This is a genomic window from Pseudaminobacter soli (ex Li et al. 2025) (assembly GCF_029892515.1).
GTDB classification, from domain to species: Bacteria; Pseudomonadota; Alphaproteobacteria; order Rhizobiales; family Rhizobiaceae; genus Pseudaminobacter; species Pseudaminobacter soli_A.
In genome coordinates this window covers 153,390-172,503 of sequence record NZ_JARXVF010000007.1, presented here as the reverse complement: position 1 = coordinate 172,503, position 19,114 = coordinate 153,390, and the positions used below count along the sequence as shown (strand labels likewise).

Annotated in this window: 18 protein-coding genes and 1 pseudogene; 9 read left to right on the top strand and 10 right to left on the bottom strand. The window is 65.0% G+C overall.

What is annotated here, in order from left to right; all coding sequences use genetic code 11:
• The first annotated feature begins 204 nt into the window (after positions 1-204).
• Positions 205-909 carry a DUF1013 domain-containing protein gene (locus M2281_RS24050; protein ID WP_280823730.1) on the top strand — a complete coding sequence of 235 codons (705 nt, stop codon included), beginning with the start codon at positions 205-207 and terminating at the stop codon, positions 907-909.
• A gap of 76 nt (positions 910-985) precedes the next feature.
• Here M2281_RS24050 and M2281_RS24045 read toward each other — a convergent pair.
• Positions 986-1,445 (bottom strand): annotated as a pseudogene (locus tag M2281_RS24045) (DUF1801 domain-containing protein).
• A gap of 75 nt (positions 1,446-1,520) precedes the next feature.
• A complete protein-coding gene (locus M2281_RS24040; RefSeq protein WP_280823729.1) occupies positions 1,521-3,011 on the bottom strand; it encodes an MFS transporter in 1,491 nt (496 codons plus the stop codon).
• Positions 3,012-3,087: 76 nt separating this feature from the next.
• Between M2281_RS24040 and M2281_RS24035 the strand changes: the two genes are divergently transcribed.
• On the top strand, positions 3,088-3,636 hold the full coding sequence (locus M2281_RS24035; RefSeq protein ID WP_280823728.1) for a TetR/AcrR family transcriptional regulator: 549 nt from the start codon (positions 3,088-3,090) through the stop codon (positions 3,634-3,636).
• Positions 3,637-3,844: 208 nt separating this feature from the next.
• Positions 3,845-5,035: a GGDEF domain-containing protein gene (locus M2281_RS24030; protein WP_280823727.1), complete on the top strand. Its 1,191-nt coding sequence runs from the start codon at positions 3,845-3,847 to the stop codon at positions 5,033-5,035.
• A 9-nt stretch (positions 5,036-5,044) separates the two neighbouring features.
• Here M2281_RS24030 and M2281_RS24025 read toward each other — a convergent pair whose 3' ends face one another.
• The 6 genes from M2281_RS24025 to M2281_RS24000 all read right to left on the bottom strand — a co-directional run bounded on the left by M2281_RS24025 (position 5,045) and on the right by M2281_RS24000 (position 9,752).
• Positions 5,045-5,470, bottom strand: coding sequence for a GNAT family N-acetyltransferase (locus M2281_RS24025; RefSeq protein ID WP_280823726.1), 426 nt, complete (start codon positions 5,468-5,470; stop codon positions 5,045-5,047).
• 81 nt (positions 5,471-5,551) lie between these two features.
• Positions 5,552-6,166, bottom strand: a complete 615-nt coding sequence (locus M2281_RS24020; RefSeq protein WP_280823725.1) for an HAD family hydrolase — start codon at positions 6,164-6,166, stop codon at positions 5,552-5,554.
• A gap of 2 nt (positions 6,167-6,168) precedes the next feature.
• Positions 6,169-6,888, bottom strand: a complete 720-nt coding sequence (locus M2281_RS24015; RefSeq protein WP_280823724.1) for a helix-turn-helix transcriptional regulator — start codon at positions 6,886-6,888, stop codon at positions 6,169-6,171.
• An 89-nt stretch (positions 6,889-6,977) separates the two neighbouring features.
• The gene (locus M2281_RS24010; RefSeq protein ID WP_280823723.1) at positions 6,978-7,559 is read right to left on the bottom strand and encodes a DJ-1/PfpI family protein; all 582 of its coding nucleotides are present in this window, start codon (positions 7,557-7,559) and stop codon (positions 6,978-6,980) included.
• A gap of 26 nt (positions 7,560-7,585) precedes the next feature.
• On the bottom strand, positions 7,586-7,756 hold the full coding sequence (locus tag M2281_RS24005) for a hypothetical protein (RefSeq protein WP_280823722.1): 171 nt from the start codon (positions 7,754-7,756) through the stop codon (positions 7,586-7,588).
• Positions 7,757-7,844: 88 nt separating this feature from the next.
• A complete protein-coding gene (locus M2281_RS24000) occupies positions 7,845-9,752 on the bottom strand; it encodes a propionyl-CoA synthetase (protein ID WP_280823721.1) in 1,908 nt (635 codons plus the stop codon).
• Between the two features lie 382 nt (positions 9,753-10,134).
• Here M2281_RS24000 and M2281_RS23995 point away from each other — a divergent pair, with 382 nt between their 5' ends.
• Positions 10,135-10,296: a hypothetical protein gene (locus M2281_RS23995; protein ID WP_280823720.1), complete on the top strand. Its 162-nt coding sequence runs from the start codon at positions 10,135-10,137 to the stop codon at positions 10,294-10,296.
• A 27-nt stretch (positions 10,297-10,323) separates the two neighbouring features.
• Here M2281_RS23995 and M2281_RS23990 read toward each other — a convergent pair whose 3' ends face one another.
• Both M2281_RS23990 and M2281_RS23985 read right to left on the bottom strand, forming a co-directional pair.
• Positions 10,324-10,686 (bottom strand): cell division protein ZapA, encoded by a 363-nt coding sequence (locus M2281_RS23990; protein WP_280823719.1) that lies wholly within the window; start codon positions 10,684-10,686, stop codon positions 10,324-10,326.
• A 6-nt stretch (positions 10,687-10,692) separates the two neighbouring features.
• Entirely contained in the window at positions 10,693-10,965 is a 273-nt protein-coding gene (locus M2281_RS23985; RefSeq protein WP_280823718.1) for a DUF4164 domain-containing protein, read from the bottom strand.
• Between the two features lie 260 nt (positions 10,966-11,225).
• Here M2281_RS23985 and tkt point away from each other — a divergent pair, with 260 nt between their 5' ends.
• From tkt to M2281_RS23960, 5 genes are all read left to right on the top strand, one after another.
• Entirely contained in the window at positions 11,226-13,217 is a 1,992-nt protein-coding gene (tkt, locus tag M2281_RS23980; protein ID WP_280823717.1) for a transketolase, read from the top strand.
• Positions 13,218-13,243: 26 nt separating this feature from the next.
• The gene (gene gap, locus M2281_RS23975; protein WP_280823716.1) at positions 13,244-14,254 is read left to right on the top strand and encodes a type I glyceraldehyde-3-phosphate dehydrogenase; all 1,011 of its coding nucleotides are present in this window, start codon (positions 13,244-13,246) and stop codon (positions 14,252-14,254) included.
• A 183-nt stretch (positions 14,255-14,437) separates the two neighbouring features.
• Complete coding sequence (locus tag M2281_RS23970; protein ID WP_280823715.1) at positions 14,438-16,258, top strand: potassium/proton antiporter; 1,821 nt, start codon at positions 14,438-14,440, stop codon at positions 16,256-16,258.
• 113 nt (positions 16,259-16,371) lie between these two features.
• Positions 16,372-17,568, top strand: coding sequence for a phosphoglycerate kinase (locus M2281_RS23965; protein ID WP_280823714.1), 1,197 nt, complete (start codon positions 16,372-16,374; stop codon positions 17,566-17,568).
• Positions 17,569-17,831: 263 nt separating this feature from the next.
• Positions 17,832-18,857, top strand: coding sequence for a class I fructose-bisphosphate aldolase (locus tag M2281_RS23960; RefSeq protein ID WP_280823713.1), 1,026 nt, complete (start codon positions 17,832-17,834; stop codon positions 18,855-18,857).
• Positions 18,858-19,114: the final 257 nt, after the last annotated feature.

The following is a 19,114-nucleotide window of genomic DNA, read 5'->3' as shown; positions in this document are numbered from 1 at the left end:
GCAAGGTCCGCTCTCGATGCCGTCGCTTCAGGGCAGGTGTTTTCTAAGCAAGCAACGCGACCCTTCCCCACCCCTGTGGGCGGCGGGGCGAAGTTTTCTTGCTCCATGGGCTGAACAACGCTATATAAAACGTGATTTCCCATTTTCGGTGGTCTGATCCACCGCCCGCGCAAGGGACGCGGGCGAACAAGAGGATATTATCTGATGGCCAATACCCTTCTGATGCCCAAGGCGACCGCTGTCTGGCTCGTCGACAATACTGCGCTGTCCTTCGACCAGATCGCCCAGTTCTGCGGCCTGCATCCGCTGGAAGTGAAGGCAATCGCCGACGGCGAATCCGCGCAGGGCATCAAGGGCATGGACCCGGTCATCACCGGCCAGCTCTCCCGCGAGGAGATCGCGCGCGGCGAGCGCGACATCAACCATCGCCTGAAGCTTTCCGAGCCGAAGGTGCGCGTGCCCGAGAGCAAGCGCAAGGGCCCGCGCTACACGCCGCTTTCCAAGCGCCAGGACCGCCCCAACGCCATTTTGTGGCTGGTGCGTAACCATCCCGAGCTGAAGGACGCGCAGATCTCGCGCCTGGTGGGCACCACCAAGTCGACCATCGAGCAGATCCGCGAGCGCAAGCACTGGAATTCGGCCAACCTGGCGCCGATGGACCCGGTGACGCTCGGCCTCTGCTCGCAGATCGATCTCGACATCGAAGTGCAGCGCGCCTCGCATAACCGCCCGCCGGCAGCACCGACCGGCGACACGCTGCTGCCCGCCTCGCTGACCGAGCGGCTGGAGCCGAAGGGCGAAGAGCACGACGAGGAGAAGGAACTCGACCCCAACGCGGTGTTCGCCAAGCTTTCCTCGCTCAAGTCCAAGCCCGAGGACGACGAGGACGAGGACGATCTTCACCGCTGATCGCGTCTGACTTCGCAGAAAAAAGACCCCCGCAGGCATGGCCGGCGGGGGTTTTTTCTTGTCCGGCAGTGGGCGCTTACATCCGCTCGCCGGGGAGCCGGCTCGCCTGCTCGACCCAGGCGGTGAGCTGGGCTTCGTCGAGCTGGTCGTTCTCATGGATGTGGAAATAGCGCGTGTCGCCGCTCCTGGATTCGACGGGTGGCACGGGATCTAGCGCCGCGCCGCGGAAGAAGGCCACCTTGATGTATTTGGCGAAGCAGTGGATGCCGAGGAACCAGCCCTGGCCCTCCATGCCATAGAGCGGCGAGTTCCATTTGACGGCCTTTTGTACACCGGGGACGGTGCGTGTGACGAGCGCGTCGAGGCGGCGCCCGACCTCGCTTTTCCAGCCCGGCATGGCCTCGATATAGGCTTGTATGGGGGGCGTCGCCATAGCCCTTGGCAATCTGGGGATTGCCGCCTGAAAGCAGGACCGCCTTGCCGTCGGCCTCGATGGCCGGGGCCTTCTTCGGCTTGGCGGATGTCTTGTCTGCCATATGTTCACTCCGCTGATTGACGGAAAGTGAGGCAGGATAGTTCGATTTTTCGTGATGTCGACCTGCGGGAGCCGGTCAGCCTCGCTGCGCTGCCTCCCGCGACGTTGCGCGCCTGATGGCGAAGGCGCTGGCGAGGATCAGCACGGTGGCCACCACCAGCACCGCGACAAACGCCTGGTCGAAGGCCGCGCGGCCGAGCGACACCAGCGTGGCGGCGGCGTCCGGCGGCAGCTTTTCGGAGGCGAGCAGCGCTTCGTCCAGGCTGTCGCGCACGGCGGCGGGTGCGTTCAGGCTGGCCGGGGGCGTAAACGAGGCGCCATAGACGGCCGTCAGCACGCTGCCCAGCACGGCAATGCCGATGGCGCCGCCAAGCTCGTAGGACACCTCTTCCACGGAAGCCGCCATGCCGGCGCGGTCGATCGGGGCGTTGTCCATGATGGCGCTGGACGCGGCGGTCATGGCGGCACTGACGCCGAAGCCGAACACGCCGAGCATGGCAAGCTGCAGCGCGGTGGCCGCTTCGTGCGCCAGCGCATAGCCGGCCAGTCCCGCGCCGCCCAGCGCAAGCGATATCCACATCACGCGGCCGGGGCCGAGCGCGGGCAGCGTCATGCCGGTCAGCGGGCCGGACACGAAGGCGGCAAGCGGGATCGGCAGGATGAACATGGCGGCCTCAAGCGGCGACAGGCCGATGACCAGTTGCAGACGCTGGCTGACGGCCAGCTCGACGCCGACCAGCGCGATCGAGGCCATGAGTGCTGCCGTCACGCCAGCCGAAAAGCGGCTGTTGCGGAACAGCGAAAAATCGATGAGCGGGGCGGTGCTGCGGCGCTGGCGGCGCACGAAAAGGGTCAGTGCGACGATGCCAAGCAGCGCCGCCGTCGCGGCGAGAGTGAAGGAGGGCTCGCGCGTGGCAAGCTCCTTGATGGCGAAGGCGAGCGCGATCAGCCCGACCATGATCTGCAGCGAGCCGACGAAATCCCACGGCCGGGTCGAATGGCCCTTGTCGGCCGGCACGAACGGGGCGCCGAGCGCAAGCGCCATAAGCACCACCGGCACGTTGATGAGGAAGACGGAACCCCACCAGAAATGCTCGAGCAGCACGCCGCCGATGACGGGGCCGAAGGCAGCACCACCCGAGGCGACCGCCGCCCAGACGCCGATGGCAATGGCGCGCTCCTTCTCGTCGGCGAAGGTGATGCGGATGATGGAAAGCGTCGCCGGCATCATCATGGCCGCGCCGACGGCGAGCAGCGCCCGCGCGCCGATGAGAATGGCGGACGTCGGCGAATAGGCGGCAGCCAGCGAGGCGAGGCCAAAGACGGCAAGCCCGCCCATGAACATCGGCTTGTGGCCGACCCGGTCGCCCAGCGCGCCGAGCCCCGGCAGCAGGCCGGCGACGACGAGCGCATAGGCATTGACGATCCAGAGCTTTTGGGCGGCGGTTGCGGCAAGCTCGTGCGTCAGCGTCGGCAGCGCCGTATAAAGCACCGTCATGTCGACCACGATCAGTAACAGAGCGCTGGAAACGATGGCCAGCACCAGCCAGCGGTTTTGCTTCGCCACGAAAATCACCTTACGACTAGATCGCATAGAGCGGCTTATATAAATACGTCCGTATGGATTGAAAAGAGGGCGAGGCATGGGACGCCGACAAAGCATCGACCGAAACAAGGTGCTGGACGCAGCCGAGAAGGTGGTGAGCGAGCAGGGCGTGAACGGCCTGACCATCGACGCGGTGGCCAAGGCCTGCGGCATTTCGAAGGGCGGGGTGCAATATGCATTCGGCACCAAGGACGACCTGATCGCGGCGATGATCGACCGCTGGGAGGCCGAGTTCGATGCCGAAGTGGCCGAGCTCGGCCAGGGCGACACTTCAATCGAAGGCAGCGTGCGCGCCCACACCGAGGCGACGCGCGATTTCGACGGCACGTCGGTCGACCGTGCGGCGGTGATGCTGGCCGCCCTGGTGCAGGACAAGAACCGGCTGGCCAAGACGCGCGCCTGGTATGAGGCGCGGATGGCGCAGATGGATACCTCGACCGAAGCCGGCCGGCGCCTGCGGCTGGCGTTCCTCGCCAGCGAAGGCGCCTTCCTGCTGCGCAGCTTCGGCTTCATGCCGATGACGGATGAAGAGTGGCAGCAGGTCTTCGACGATATTTTGGGACTGGTGGGGAAGGGTAGCGAGTGAGGCCAGTTCTCGCACCGGAACGCGATCATGGTTGCAACGGTGTTGGCGAAGTCAGCAATTGCGATTATCAGATTTTTGTCGCGAGCACGACCGGAGCCCCACCGGCCGTGCAACTTTTGCGCGAATCGGTCATAATAGAATCGATTTTAACAAATGCCTTTACACGGCCTTAGAGCCGGGCGGATTAGCCAAATCCGTGGGGTGAGACATGAGTCACGCGTTCCTGTCATCTGCAACTCTTCCGGGCTTATCCGCACTGTTCTGCATCACCTTTTTCTTTCTTTGGCGTCGCCAGAGGGAAAACCGGTGCACGCTGAACTGGGCCCTGGCCTATGCCTGTGGCGCGCTGGGCTCGGCCACGGGCTTGATGCGCCTGTTCATCGAGCATGCCGCTTCGATCACCTTCGTAGGCAATGTGTTCTTTCTCGGGATGGGTTTCTTCGCGGTTCGAGGAAGCAATCTCGGCCACACCACGCGGGCGCAGGACCGGGTGTTGATTCCGATCTATGCCGTCACGATCATATGCAGCCTGTGGTTCGTCGCCATCGAGCCCAGCGTGTTCTGGCGCGGCACGACGTCGAGCGTGGGCGGGGCGGCGATGTTCCTCCTGGCCACATATATCAAGCTCAAGGACGAGGGCCGCGACAGGATCGACGACCTGACGGCGATTGCCTTCCTGCTCACCGCCGCCGCGCTCCTGGCGCGTCCGGTCTTCGCCTATCTCTATGAGGGTCCGATCCAGAGCGATACGGAATCGCCGGACTCCATCTGGTTCGTCAGCTTCCGTTTCTTCGCCGCGCTGAGCTGGCTGTCGATTGCGATCCTGTTCCTGTTCCGCATCAACACCGACCGTCTGAAGGATCTCGCCTACCAATCCCTCACCGATCCTCTGACCGGCATTCTCAACCGGCGCGGCCTTTTGGGCGTAGGCGAGGGGATGGTGCAGGACGCCAGCCGGGCGAGGCCTGTCACCCTGCTGATCTGCGACATCGACCACTTCAAAAGCATCAACGACACCTATGGCCACAGGATGGGCGACGTGGTGATCCGCGACTTTGCCGAGGTGCTGAGGCGTGCGGCGGCTGATGCCGGCTATGCCGTGGGCCGCATCGGCGGCGAGGAATTCGTCGCGCTGCTGCCGGCAACCACCCTTCCACGCGGCAGGGCGGTTGCGGAGCACATCCGCACCACGTTTCTGGGCCGGTCGCACAAGGGCGTTCCCGCATCCCATATCGTCAGTGTCAGCGTCGGCATCACCGAGACGACCGGGGGCGAAAGCCTGGACGCCCTGGTCGAACGCGCCGACCGCGCCCTCTATCAGGCCAAGCATGGGGGGCGGAACCGCGTCGAGGAAATGCCGGGGCCGAACCCGGCCTTCAGGCTGCCTTTGGCGTCCTGATCAGCGTCTTCAGTGCTCGCGCTTGTACCAGAAGGCAGTGGACAGGCGTTCCATGCCGGCGCGCTCGTAGAAGCCGACGGCTTCTGGCACCGAAACCAGAATGAGGCTGACCTGCGGGCCGAGCTGGCGGCGTGCCTCGTCCAGAAGCCCGCGGCCGACACCCAGCCCCTGCGCGGAGGGGCAGACCGCCAGATCGGCAAGATAGCAGGCCCAGGCGCCGTCGCTGACGCCGCGCCCGATGCCGATCAGCGGGCGGCCGCGGCTGTCCAGCCGCGCCGTCACCACAAGGTTGGCGCCGCTCAGCATGTGCCGCAGACGCTGTTCGTCGTCGACCGGCCGCAGCGCGCCGAGGCCTGATTCCACCAGCACACGGCGGAACTCGGCGACATCGAGGTCGGGCTCGCTGGCATAGATCACATTGGCACGTTCGGTCATGGCGGGGGTCGCAGATTCGTCGGGAGGTTTGCGTAAGGCCTCGCGGGCCAGGCCGCAACCGTCGAGGGACAAAATGGTGCGCTACAGGAACGGCGCCAGCAGGTCTGCGAGCCGCTCCTCGCCGGTCCAGTGCACGGCATGCCAGCCGGCGGCGCGGGCGGCTTCGACATTCGGCAGCGTGTCGTCGATCAGGATCAGGCTTTGGGGCGCAAGATCGATGGAGGCCGCGACCGTGTCGAAAAAGGCAAGGTCCGGCTTTCGATGGCCCACCGCCGCCGAGTAGTGCACCCGGTCGACATGGGCGGACAGGCCCAGCGTGTCGAGCAGATAGGCCGCGCGCAGATGCTCCTGGTTCGTTGCCAGATGCATCTTGAGGCCGATTGCGCGATAGCGCTGGAACTCGGCCAGAAGTGCTGTGTCCACCCGCGCATCCTGCCCGAACCAGTAGGCGAGGAAATCGTCGGAACTGATGTGTGGAGCGAACTCGGCGAGAGCTGGCCCCAGGCGTTCCAGAAGGCCCGCGCGGCCGGTGACGATGTCGTTCCAGTGCGGCCCGAAGAAGTTTTCGTACAGCGCGTCAGGGGAGATCCGAAGATCCTCGTGAAGCCGCGTGTACCAGCTGCGGCCATCGTTGGAGCTCGCGTGCACCAGCACGCCGTCCACATCGACCATCAGGGCCCGGATGGGAGAAGCCAATCTCAGCCTCGCATCGAGCGGCTGGCGCCGTCGCCGGCGAATTCGTTGCGCTCGACGCGGCGGTAGAAGTCGGCCAACTGCTTGCCGCGCTCGGGCTTGAAGACGCGGCCGACGCACGTAACCCGCGCGATGCGGTCGATGCGGAAAGCGCGAAAGTCATCGCGCATTTCGCACCAGGCGACCAGCGTCCACACCTTGCCCCAGAACCAGAGGCCAAGCGGGCGCACGTCGCGCATGGTGCCGCGGCCAGCCTCGTCGCGATAGTCGAGTGCCAGCACGTCGCGCTTTTCGATGGAACGCTCGATGATGTCGATGGCATCGCGGTCGGCATCGCTCACCACCCACATGGGCGTGTGGATCTCGGTGCGGGCGATGCGGTCCTTCTCCGAGTCGGGCAGCACCGCGGCGATCTTGACCAGCGCCTCGTCTGCCGCGCGCGCCATGGTGGCGCCGCCGAAGGCGCGGACCATGCGGGCGCCGGCAACCAGCGCGACGATCTCGTCGCGCGTGAACATCAGCGGCGGCAGGTCAAAGCCTTCGCGCATCATGTAGCCGACGCCGGCCTCGCCATCGATAGGCACGCCGGTCGACTGCAGGTCGGCGATGTCGCGGTAGATGGTGCGCTCGGACACTTCGAGCCACACGCCGAGCTTCTGCGCGGTGACCAGGCGGCCGCCGCGAAGGTGTTGGACGATCTGAAAGAGCCGGTCTGCGCGTCGCATGGCAATCCACTGTCAAAGCGGGGAATCGGACCGTTGGATATTTGCACGGGGCTCCTGACAACATATTGTCAGGAGCATTTCCGGCTAGATCAAGAGTATTCGCGCGCGAAAAGCTCGCGCATTTCGGCAAGCTGCGGCCCGCGCTCCGGAAACAGCGTTTGCAGGAAGGCGAGCGCGAAGGTGCCAGACGCCGAGCCGGGCGCCGACACGATGCGGCCATCGGCCACCGCATGCGGCACGTCGCGATAGCGCGCGGCGCCGGCATAGTAGGGCTCGTGCTTCAGGATCCACTCGCGGCCGTTGCTGGTGTGGTCGGCCTTGGCGAACAGGCCGGCGCGGGCAAGCGCCAGCGTGCCGCCGCAGATGCCGCCGACCACGCCGCCACGCTCCTCGACGGTGCGCAGCAGCGCGGAGACATCGGGCGCGCGGGGCGTGGCCCAGGTGTCGGAGCCGATGACGGCAATGGCGTCGAGATCGGCATTTTCGGCCGGATCGGCGCCGCGCTGCGGGGTGAGGCTGAAGCCGCTCAACGAGCTGACCGCCTCGCCCGTGGGCGTGAGCGAGACGGTACGCAGGCCAAACCATTCCGCCGCCGAGGCGGCCAGCAGGCCGTATTCCCAGTCGGCGAAACCGTCGATGAAGACAAAACCGATGGTCCTTGGTTCACTCATGGCAAACTCCTCTCCGGTGACGTCGTTCAGCCCTGGCTGCGCGCGCGGCGAGCCGCGTAGATGTCGGGCCAGCCTAGATCCTTTTGAATGCTCTCCGGAAGCGAGTTCAGAAAGCGTTCGGTACGGATCTGGTCGCGCAGGGTCTGGATCTTGCCGGCATAGTGCCTGACGGCTCGGAATACATCGGGGGTGAACATGGCGACTCTCCTTGGCTTACGGAGAGCACTGTCGCACACCCGTCCTGACAACAGTCTGTCAGGAGCCTGCCCGGACCCGCCAAAGACTTTAAATGCCGATGCCGCGCGCGGCGAGCGCTGCCTTGATCTCCTCGAGAATGACGGGATCGTCGATGGTGGCGGGAATGATCCACTCCTCCTTGTCGGCGATCTTCTGCATGGTGGAGCGCAGGATCTTGCCCGAGCGTGTCTTGGGCAGGCGCTTGATGGTGACCACCAGCTTAAGCGCTGCGACGGCGCCGATGCGCTCGCGCACCAGCTGCACGATCTCCTGCTCGATTGTCGTGGTGTCGCGAGTGGCGGCGGAGGACAGCACGACGAAGCCGCAGGGCACCTGGCCCTTCAGCTCGTCATGGATGCCGACCACGGCGCATTCGGCGACATCGGGGTGCGAGGCCAGCACTTCCTCCATGCCCCCGGTGGAAAGGCGGTGGCCGGCGACGTTGATGATGTCGTCGGTGCGGGCCATGATGAAGAGGTAGCCGTCCGCGTCCAGAAAGCCGGCGTCGGCGGTCTTGTAGTAGCCGGGGAACTCGTCGAGATAGGCGCGGCGGAAGCGATCGTCGGCGTTCCAGAGCGTCGGCAGGCAGCCGGGCGGCAGCGGCAGCTTTATCACCACATTGCCGAGCGTGCCGGCTGGCACTGGATGTCCGGCATCGTCCAGCACCTGCACGTCGTAGCCGGGCATGGCCACGCCCGGCGAACCGTATTTCACCGGCAGCTGGCCAAGACCCATCGGGTTCTGGCTGATCGGCGCGCCGGTCTCGGTCTGCCACCAATGGTCGATCACCGGGCGGTCGAGATGCTGCTCGGCCCATTTGATCGTGTCTGGATCGGCGCGCTCGCCGGCCAGGAACAGCGTGCGGAATTTCGTCAGGTCATGGCGGGGGATGAAGGTGCCGCCCGGGTCTTCCTTGCGGATGGCGCGGAAGGCGGTGGGCGCGGTGAACAGGGCGACCACGCCATGCTCGGAAATGACGCGCCAGAAGGTGCCGGCATCGGGCGTGCCAACCGGCTTGCCCTCGAACAGGATTGTCGTGCAGCCGTGGAAGAGCGGCGCATAGACGATGTAGGAATGGCCGACCACCCAGCCGACATCGGAAGCGGCCCAGAAGACTTCGCCCGGCTTCACGCCGAATTCGTTCTCCATCGACCATTTCAGCATGACCATGTGGCCGCCATTGTCGCGCACCACGCCCTTGGGCTGGCCGGTCGTGCCGGAGGTGTAGAGGATGTAGAGCGGGTCGGTGGCGAGCACCGGCACGCAAGCCACCTCGCGGCCGGACGCCTTTGTCGCGGCGACGGCCTCGGCATAGTCGAGGTCACGGTCGGGGATGAGCTCGCAGCGCTGTTCTTCGCGCTGCAGGATGATGCAGCGCTCGGGCTTGTGGCGCGCAAGCTCGATGGCGCCGTCGAGCAGCGGCTTGTAGGCGATGACCCGGTTCGGCTCGACGCCGCAGGAGGCCGAGATGATGAGCTTTGGCGTGGCGTCGTCGATGCGGGTGGCAAGCTCCTTGGGCGCAAAGCCGCCGAAGACCACGGAATGGATGGCACCCAGCCGCGCGCAGGCGAGCATGGCAAAGGCAGCTTCCGGCACCATCGGCATATAGATGATGACGCGGTCGCCCTTTTGGACGCCCTGGTCCTGCAGCACGGCGGCAAGCGCGGTCACTTCGGCGAGCAACTCGGCATAGGTGAATTTCTGCTGCCGGCCGGTGGTGGGGCTGTCATATATCAGCGCGATCTGGCCGGCGCGGCCGCTGGCGACGTGGCGGTCGATGGCGTTGTGGCAGCTATTGCATTCGGCTCCGGTGAACCAGCGGCCATAGACGCCGGAGTCAGGGTCGAACACCTTGTCCCAGGGCTTGAACCAGTCGATGTCGCGCGCGGGTTCGGCCCAAAACCCTTTGGGATCGCGTTGCCAGCTCTCATAGACCTGATGGTAGCGCGAAGACATGACGACACCTCCCAATGCCGGGCCTGCACGGCCTTTTCTTAGACAATGATAGTCCAAGGCGTCCATCTGACTAAGGGCTAAGCTCTGCTCACTTGTATGATGTTGGCTCCCTTTTTCACTGACCTCCCCATTGCGGGTGGAAATCGACCCCCACTCCGGTTTGCTTCGCAAACCACCTCTCCCCCGATCGGCGGGGGAGAGGAGACGCCGTCCGCGAGCTTGGCGCCCTTCCTCTCCCCTTTTGAGGGGGAGAGGTGCCGAGCGAAGCGAGGTGGAGTGGGGGTAGGTCGCGCCTTATGCGATTGCCCGATGGACGGGACAGGTGCGAGGCGCCTTGCCGGGGGCACTTTGACAAAGCCAGGCGTTGCTGCTCAATGGCAGCATGTCCAAAGCGCTTTCGCTCGTCATCATTGGCATCATGCTGATCCAGGTCATCAAGCCGCTCGACCTTCCGGGGCTGAGGCAGCGGCGTGATTTCTGGAAGCTGGCGCTCATTGCGCTGGGGGCGATCGGCCTGACCGTGGTGCTCAGCCACGGGCTCTGATTGGGCTTAGAGTCCGACGGCCGAGCGCTATTTCCGAGCGGCGAGCTTTTCGGCCAGATCTTCCATGCGCTGGGCAAGGCCCGAAAGCGCGCCGGTCAGTGCCGCGTCGTTCTTGTCGGCCTTGGTGAGGGCGTCGTCGCGCGTCTTGCGCAGCGTGCTGATCTCGGTCTCCATGCCCTTCACGCGCTTGCGCAGTTCGGACAGCTCGTCCATCACCATGATGCCGGCCATGACGGTCAGGCGCTGGTCGCCGATCTCGCCGAAAGAGTCCTTCAGATGCGAGACATAGAGGTCGAAGTTGCGGGCGAGCTCGATCAGGTGCTCTTCCTGGCCCTCGTCGCACGCCATGCGATAGGCCTTGCCGTCGATCGTGACAGTGACTTGCGCCATCGGACCCTACCTGTCGAGCACGGCGCGGATCGTTTCCATCGCCGTCACCAGCCTGCGTGAGACTTCCTTGTTGGCTTCCTCCAGCCGCTCGGCGCGCGCTTCCGAATTGTCGAGTTCTTGCGCAAGCCGGCTGCGATCGGCATTCATGCGCTGCACTTCGGCTTCGGCTTCGCCGTAATCCTGCTCGCGCTCGAGGTGCGCCGAAACGCTCTGTTCAAGCGTGTCGATGGCCTGGCCGAGCCGGCTGATGACTTCCTTGAGTGTGGTTTCCCCGGTCATGGCTCCGTCTAAACTCCCGCCCATCACCGAATCGTTCACGTTCAGAACGACTTACCCGGGAAACATTATGCTTCGTGCTAAGGGGCCGTCAACAAAGCGATTCGGGCTTTCCCCTGCTATCGCGTTTCGAAACACCGCCGCGACGTCAAGTCCGGTTCGAAAGACCCCGGCTTTGGTTGACTCATGCGGCATGCCTGCTATGTGTCGCCTGCTTTCTCTGGGGGCGCCCCGCCCCGAAAAATAAGGCTTGGCGAGCAATCATGACCTCACGCGATAAACACGACCGGATGGCCAACGCGATCCGCTTTCTGTCCATGGATGCCGTCGAGAAGGCCAATTCGGGCCATCCCGGTCTTCCGATGGGCGCCGCGGACATTGCCACCGTCCTCTTTACCCGCTTCATGAAGCACGATCCGAAGAACCCGCACTGGGCCGACCGCGACCGCTTCGTGCTGTCGGCCGGCCACGGTTCGATGCTGCTCTACTCGCTGCTCTATCTGACCGGCTACGAGGACATCACCCTCGACCAGATCAAGAATTTCCGCCAGCTCGGCTACCGCACCGCCGGCCACCCCGAGTTCGGCCACGCCGCCGGCATCGAGACCACCACCGGTCCGCTCGGCCAGGGCATTGCCAATGGCGTCGGCATGGCGCTCGCCGAACGCATCCTGAACGCCCGCTTCGGTGACGCGATCGTCGACCACTTCACCTATGTGCTGGCCGGCGACGGCTGCCTGATGGAAGGCATCAGCCAGGAAGCGATCGCACTGGCCGGCCACCTGAAGCTGAACAAGCTGATCGTCTTCTGGGACGACAACAACATCACAATCGACGGCGCGGTTTCGCTCTCGGATTCCACCGACCAGCGCGCGCGCTTTGCTGCCAGCCACTGGAACACGCTGGCCGTCGACGGCCACGATCCGGAAGCCATCGCCGCTGCCATCGAGGCGGCCCGCCGCTCCGACCGTCCGACGATGATCGCCTGCAAGACCACCATCGGCTTCGGCGCGCCCACCAAGGCCGGCACCAGCAAGGTGCACGGCTCGGCGCTCGGCGCCGAGGAAATCGCCGGTGCCCGCAAGGCGCTGGGCTGGGATTTCCCGCCCTTCGAAATCCCGTCCGACATCCTCGACGCCTGGCGCGTTTCGGGCCTCAACGCCTGCAAGAAGCGCAAGGAGTGGGAAGCCCGTCTGGCCGAGGCCAACGCCGAGATCCGCGCCGAGTTCGAACGCCGCATGAGCGGCGACCTGCCGGCCAACTTCGATTCGGTCATCGCCGAGTACAAGCAGAAGCTCGCCGCCGACAAGCCGAAGGTCGCCACCCGCAAGTCGTCGGAAATGGCGCTGGAGGTCATCAACGGTGCGATGCCCGAGACGATCGGCGGCTCTGCCGACCTGACCGGCTCCAACAACACCAAGACCAGCCAGACCAAGCCCATCGCCCCCGGCGAATATGGCGGCCGCTATGTCTATTACGGCATTCGCGAGCACGGCATGGCTGCTGCCATGAACGGCATGGCGCTGCATGGCGGCATCATCCCGTACGGCGGCACCTTCATGACCTTCTCGGACTATGCACGTCCGGCCATGCGCCTCGCTTCGCTGATGGGCATCCGTTCGATCTTCGTCATGACGCACGATTCGATCGGCCTCGGCGAAGACGGCCCGACCCACCAGCCGGTCGAGCACCTGGCCGCGCTGCGTGCGATCCCGAACCACAACGTCTTCCGTCCGGCCGACGCCACCGAAACCACCGAATGCTGGCAGCTGGCGCTGGAATCGACCAAGACCCCGTCGACGCTCGCACTCACCCGCCAGAACCTGCCGGCGGTGCGTACGGAATATGTCGAGGAAAACCTCTGCGCCTACGGCGCCTACGAGCTGGCGACGGCTGACGGCGAAGCTGCCGTGACCATCTTCGCCAGCGGCTCGGAAGTCGAGATCGCGCTTGCCGCCCGCGCCCAGCTGCAGGCGCACGGCCACCCGACCCGCGTCGTCTCGGTGCCGTGCTTCGAGCTCTTCGAGAAGCAGAGCAACACCTACAAGGCTGCCCTCATCGGCAAGGCCCCGGTCAAGATTGCCATCGAAGCTGCGATCCGCATGGGTTGGGACCGCTTCATCGGCCTCGACGGCATCTTCGTCGGCATGCACGGCTTCGGGGCCAGCGGCACCATCGAGCAGCTTTACCAGCACTTCGGCATCACCGCCGAAGCCACGGTGAAGGCGGCTGAAGAACGTCTGAAGTCGAACTGATTTTTTGCCCCCAGGGAGAAGCTGATATGACCGTCAGAGTAGCCATCAACGGATTTGGCCGCATCGGCCGCAACATTCTGCGCGCCATCTACGAGTCCGGCCGCAAGGACATCGAGGTCGTCGCCATCAACGATCTCGGCCCGGTCGAGACCAATGCGCACCTGCTGCGCTATGACAGCGTGCACGGCCGCTTCCCGCACGAGGTGAAGGTCGATGGCGACACCATCAGCATCGGCAGCGGCGCCATCAAAGTCACCGCGATCAAGGATCCGGCACAGCTGCCGTGGAAGGATCTCGGCGTCGACATCGCGCTCGAATGCACCGGCATCTTCACCTCGAAGGACAAGGCTTCGGCGCATCTCGCCGCCGGCGCCAAGCGCGTCATCGTCTCGGCCCCGGCCGACGGTGCCGACCTGACGGTGGTCTATGGCGTCAACCATGACCAGATCACCAAGGATCACATCGTCATCTCCAACGCCTCGTGCACCACCAACTGCCTGGCGCCGGTGGCCATGGTGCTCAACAATGCCTTCGGCATTGAGAAGGGCTTCATGACGACGATCCACGCCTACACCGGCGACCAGCCGACGCTGGACACGATGCACAAGGACCTCTACCGCGCCCGTGCGGCCGCCATGTCGATGATCCCGACCTCGACCGGTGCTGCCAAGGCCGTTGGCCTGGTGCTGCCGGAACTCAAGGGCAAGCTGGACGGCGTTTCGATCCGCGTGCCGACCCCGAACGTCTCGGTCATCGACTTCAAGTTCGTCTCGAAGAAGCCGGTCACCGTTGAAGAGGTCAACGCCGCGCTCGTCGCCGCTGCCGACGGTCCGCTCAAGGGCATCCTGGCCTACACCAAGGAGCCGCTTGTCTCGATCGACCTCAACCACAACCCGGCCTCGTCGACCTTCGCGCTCGACCAGACCAAGGTCATCGACGGCAACCTCGTGCGCGTCATGTCCTGGTACGACAACGAGTGGGGCTTCTCCAACCGCATGGCCGACACGGCCGTTGCCATGGCCAAGACCTTCGCCTGAGGCGATAGCTTCGCACCACGCATTTCGGACGCCCGGCCTCACCGCTGGGCGTTTCGTTTTCTACGCCGTCAAAAAATGCACTTGGCATAACGTCTTTCGGCCAAGTCGCTTGCACATGGCCATGTCTTCGCCGCACTCTGTGAGGAAGTCGAACGACACGGAGCATGGGGAAGCAGACTACCGATGGATCAGGCGATTTATCTCGTAACGCTGGTGGGGACTGCACTGGTGCTTGCGGCCGCGTTTTCGAGCCTGATAGCCTTTCGCTTCGGCGCGCCACTGCTGCTCCTCTTCCTCGCCATCGGGCTTGTCACCGGCCAGGACGGGCTCGGCATCCAGTTTGACAATGCCGGCGTCGCCTATTTCGTCGGCTCGCTCGCTCTGGCGGTCATCCTGTTCGACTCGGGTTTCGGCACGCCGGTCAATGTGCTGCGCCAGGCTGGCCTGCCGGCGTTGACGCTGGCAACCGTAGGCGTTGCCATCACCGCCGTCGTCTTCGGCGTGGCCGCGCACTACCTCACCCATTTCTCCTGGCTCGAATCCTTCCTGCTCGGCGCCACTGTGGCCTCCACCGACGCGGCGGCCGTGTTCTTCCTGCTGCGTGCCGGAAACATCAATCTGCGCGAACGGGTGCGCTCGACGCTGGAAATCGAATCGGGCTCCAACGACCCCATCGCGATCTTCCTGACGCTTACGCTGGTCGAGATCATCGCCATGGGCGTCGATCCGGAAGCCAAGCTGCTGTTCACCGATCTCGTCGTCGGCTTCGTCGTCACCATGGGGCTCGGCGCCGCCGTAGGCGTGCTCGGCGGCTTTGCCATCGCGCGGCTGGTGGATTGGCTTAACCTCGATCGCGGCCTGGCGCCGATCTTTATCCTGGCCCTGTCGCTGCTGGTCTTTGCGGCCGCGGGCGCCATTGGCGGCTCGGGGTTCCTGGCGGTCTATCTCGCAGGCATGGTCGCCGGCAATTCCGACATAAGGGGCGCGGCGGCACAGAAGCGCTTCCAGGGCGGCATGTCCTGGCTGGCGCAGATCATCATGTTCCTGGTGCTTGGCCTGTTTGCGACGCCATCCCAGTTTCCGGGAATCATCCTCGGCGCCGTCGCGCTCGGCCTGTTCCTGATCTTCATCGCCCGTCCGGTGGCCGTGTGGCTCTGCCTGAAGCCGTTTCGCCTTCCGAGCACCGAAGTCGCCTTCATCTCGTGGGTGGGCCTGCGCGGCGCCGTGTCGATCCTGCTGGCCATTACCCCGCTGCTGGCCGGGCTGGAGCACGGCCGCGTCATCTTCAACACCGCCTTCATCATCGTGCTCGTCTCGCTCTTCGTCCAGGGCTGGACGGTCGGCCCGCTTGCCCGCCGCCTCGGCCTGATCGTGCCGCACAGGGCCGGCCCGATCGAGAAGGTCGAGCTCGAGCTGCCGGGCTCGGCCCACCACGAACTTGTCAGCTACCGCGTGGTGGCGGGCAGCCCGGTGCTGCGCGGCGAGCGCCTGCCCCGCTGGGCGCGCCCCTCGCTGGTGGTGCGCGACGGCCTTTCGATGAAGTTCCCGGACTTCGGCAAGCTGATGGCCGGCGACCGCGTCTACATATTCGTCCACGACCGCTATCCGGCTCTGCTCGACCGCCTGTTCACCAGCCGCGTCGATGTCGATCCGGAGGATGCCGAATTCTTCGGCGCCTTCGCCGTCGATCCCGACCGCCCGGCCGAGGATCTGGAAGCCGCCTACGAGCCCGGGCTTACCGAGGCGGAGCAGAAGATGACCATCGGCGAGCTCGTGCTGGCGCGTTTCGGCGGCCATGTCGAATATGCCGACCGCCTCAATCTCGGGCCCATCGAGCTCATCGTCCGCGACATGGACGAGAAGGGCAAGATCACGGCAATCGGCCTGTCCTTCGAGCCCACCCAGCCGCAGCCGCTGGTGCCGGAAAGCCTGCGCGAACGCCTGCGCTGGCTGTTCGGCCGGGGCAGCGGCACGATCGAGAAACGGGTCGCCGACGAGGCCTGACCACGAGGAAGTGCGGCGGCCACGCGCTACGCGACTTGGCCAAACGCGCTTCTTGCTTCCAGCGCGCACCGCGATAAGGTTCGCCCGACTCAATGCAAGGAGAGGATTTGCCCATGGCCGGTTTCAAGACGCTCGACGACCTGGGAGAGGTCAAAGGCAAACGCGTGCTCGTGCGCGTCGACCTCAACGTGCCGGTCGCCGACGGCAAGGTGACCGATGCCACCCGTATCGAGCGCGTCGCTCCGACCATCCTCGAGCTCTCGCGTCGTGGCGCGAGGGTCGTGCTGCTCGCCCATTTCGGCCGCCCCAAGGAAGGTCCCGAGGCGAAATATTCGCTGGCGCCGATTGCCGGGGCCACGGCTGAAGTGCTCGGCCATGCCGTCGCCTTCGCCAGCGACTGCATCGGCGACGCGGCTGCCAAGGCGGTATCGGCCATGCAGGACGGAGACATACTGCTGCTCGAAAACACCCGCTTCCACAAGGGCGAGGAAAAGAACGAGGCCGAATTCACCAAGGCGCTCGCCGCCAATGGCGACATCTATGTCAACGACGCCTTCTCGGCCGCGCACCGCGCGCACGCCTCGACCGAAGGTCTGGCGCGTCATTTGCCGGCCCATGCCGGCCGCACTATGCAGGCCGAGCTCGAGGCGCTGGAAAAGGGCCTCGGCAATCCGGTCCGCCCGGTGGTGGCGATCGTCGGCGGCGCCAAGGTCTCGTCCAAGATCGACCTCTTGATGAACCTCGTGAAGAAGGTCGATGCGCTGGTGATCGGCGGCGGCATGGCAAACACCTTCCTCGCCGCGCGCGGCACCGATGTCGGCAAGTCGCTGTGCGAGCACGACCTGGCCCAGACCGCCAAGCAGATCATGATCGAGGCGGCCGGGGCCGGCTGCGCCATCATCCTGCCCTCCGACGCCGTGGTGGCGCGTGAGTTCAAGGCCGACGCGCCCAACGAGGTGGTGGCGATCGAGGCCGTGCCGGCCGACGCCATGATCCTCGATGTCGGCCCCAAGACGGTCGAGACCATCAACCAATGGATCGACCGCGCCACGACGCTGGTGTGGAACGGCCCGCTCGGCGCCTTCGAGATTTCGCCCTTCGACCGCGCGACCGTCGCGGCGGCCAAGCATGCGGCCGCCCGCACCAAGGAGGGCAAGCTGGTGTCGGTAGCCGGTGGCGGCGACACGGTGGCCGCGCTCAACCATGCGGGCGCCGCCGACGACTTCACCTATGTCTCGACGGCGGGTGGCGCCTTCCTCGAATGGATGGAAGGCAAGGAGCTGCCGGGCGTCGAAGTCCTCAAGAAGTGAGCTTTAGAGCACTCGTTTCGCCCCTCGAGCATTTTGCAGCGAGGTGGTTTCACCTCGCGTCGCACAAATGCGGCACAATTAATTAGATAGACCATGATGTCGTCCGAAAACCGGTTCCCACTTTTCGGCATCATGGTCTAGCGAGGGGCGAAATTTTTTGTTGGGGTAGTTGATCGTCTTTCAATCGATTCAAGCATTTGCACGGCATTCCGTTGCGCAGATACTTCTGTTATGCGCCCCTCGAGCACCAAAGGAGGATTTGCATGAGCGAACGTCTGGAAGATATTGCCGCCGCGATGGTGGCTGACGGCAAGGGCATTCTGGCTGCCGACGAAAGCAGCGGCACGATCAAGAAGCGGTTCGACGTGATCGGCGTCGAATCGACGGCCGACAGCCGCCGCGATTATCGCGAGCTGCTGTTCCGCTCGACCGACGCGATGAAGAACCACATCTCGGGCGTCATCCTCTACGACGAGACGATCCGCCAGAAGGCCGCCGACGGCACGCCGCTGGTCGATCTGATCAAGGCTGCCGGCTCCATCCCCGGCATCAAGGTCGACGCTGGTGCCAAGGCCCTGACGGGCTTCCCGGGCGACACCATCACCGAAGGCCTCGACGGCCTGCGCGAGCGCCTGGCCGACTACTACAAGCTCGGTGCGCGCTTCGCCAAATGGCGTGGGGTGATCGACATCGACACCGCCAAGGGCGTGCCCTCGCGCTATTCGATCGACGCCAACACCCAGGCGCTGGCCCGCTATGCGGCGCTCTGCCAGGAAGCCGGCATCGTTCCGATCGTCGAGCCGGAAGTGCTGATGGACGGCGCCCACGACATCGACACCTGCTACGAGGTCACCCGCGCCACGCTGGTGAAGCTCTATGACGCGCTCTACGACGCGCGCGTGAAGCTGGAAGGCTCGATCCTGAAGCCCAACATGGTCATCGCAGGCAAGAAGTCGGGCCAGAAGAACTCGCCCGAGGAAGTCGCCGAAAAGACGCTGCGCCTGTTCCGCGAGACGGTGCCGGTCGCCGTGCCGGGCATCGCCTTCCTGTCGGGCGGCCAGTCGGACGAGGAGGCAACCGCCAACCTCAACGCCATCAACGCCAGCGGCCCGCATCCGTGGAAGCTGACCTTCTCCTACGGTCGCGCCCTCCAGGCCGCGCCGCAGAAGGCATGGTCGGGCAAGGCCGAGAACGTCGCCGCCGCCCAGGCAGCCTTCGCCCACCGCGCCCGCATGAACGGCCTTGCCGCGCTGGGCAAGTGGCAGGAAGCGCTGGAAAAGGCGGCGTAAGCCAAGCCTTCCGGAGCATCAGGAAAGCCCCGCCTCGCGCGGGGCTTTTTCTTTGGGCGGCGGTAGGAGTATAGCTCGCCTTCGCGACGAACCTCGCAGATGGGTGGGTATCTGCCAGTCCGCTTCTGGATGCGCATATTAGAAAGCGGACGTTGCGAACTGGCCGTACGAGGCGGACGCTTGTCCAGCACCTCTAGGATTTGGAATGGGGAAGTCAGACCTCCTCACGGTCAGCGAAAGCCAGCCCAACGATTCAG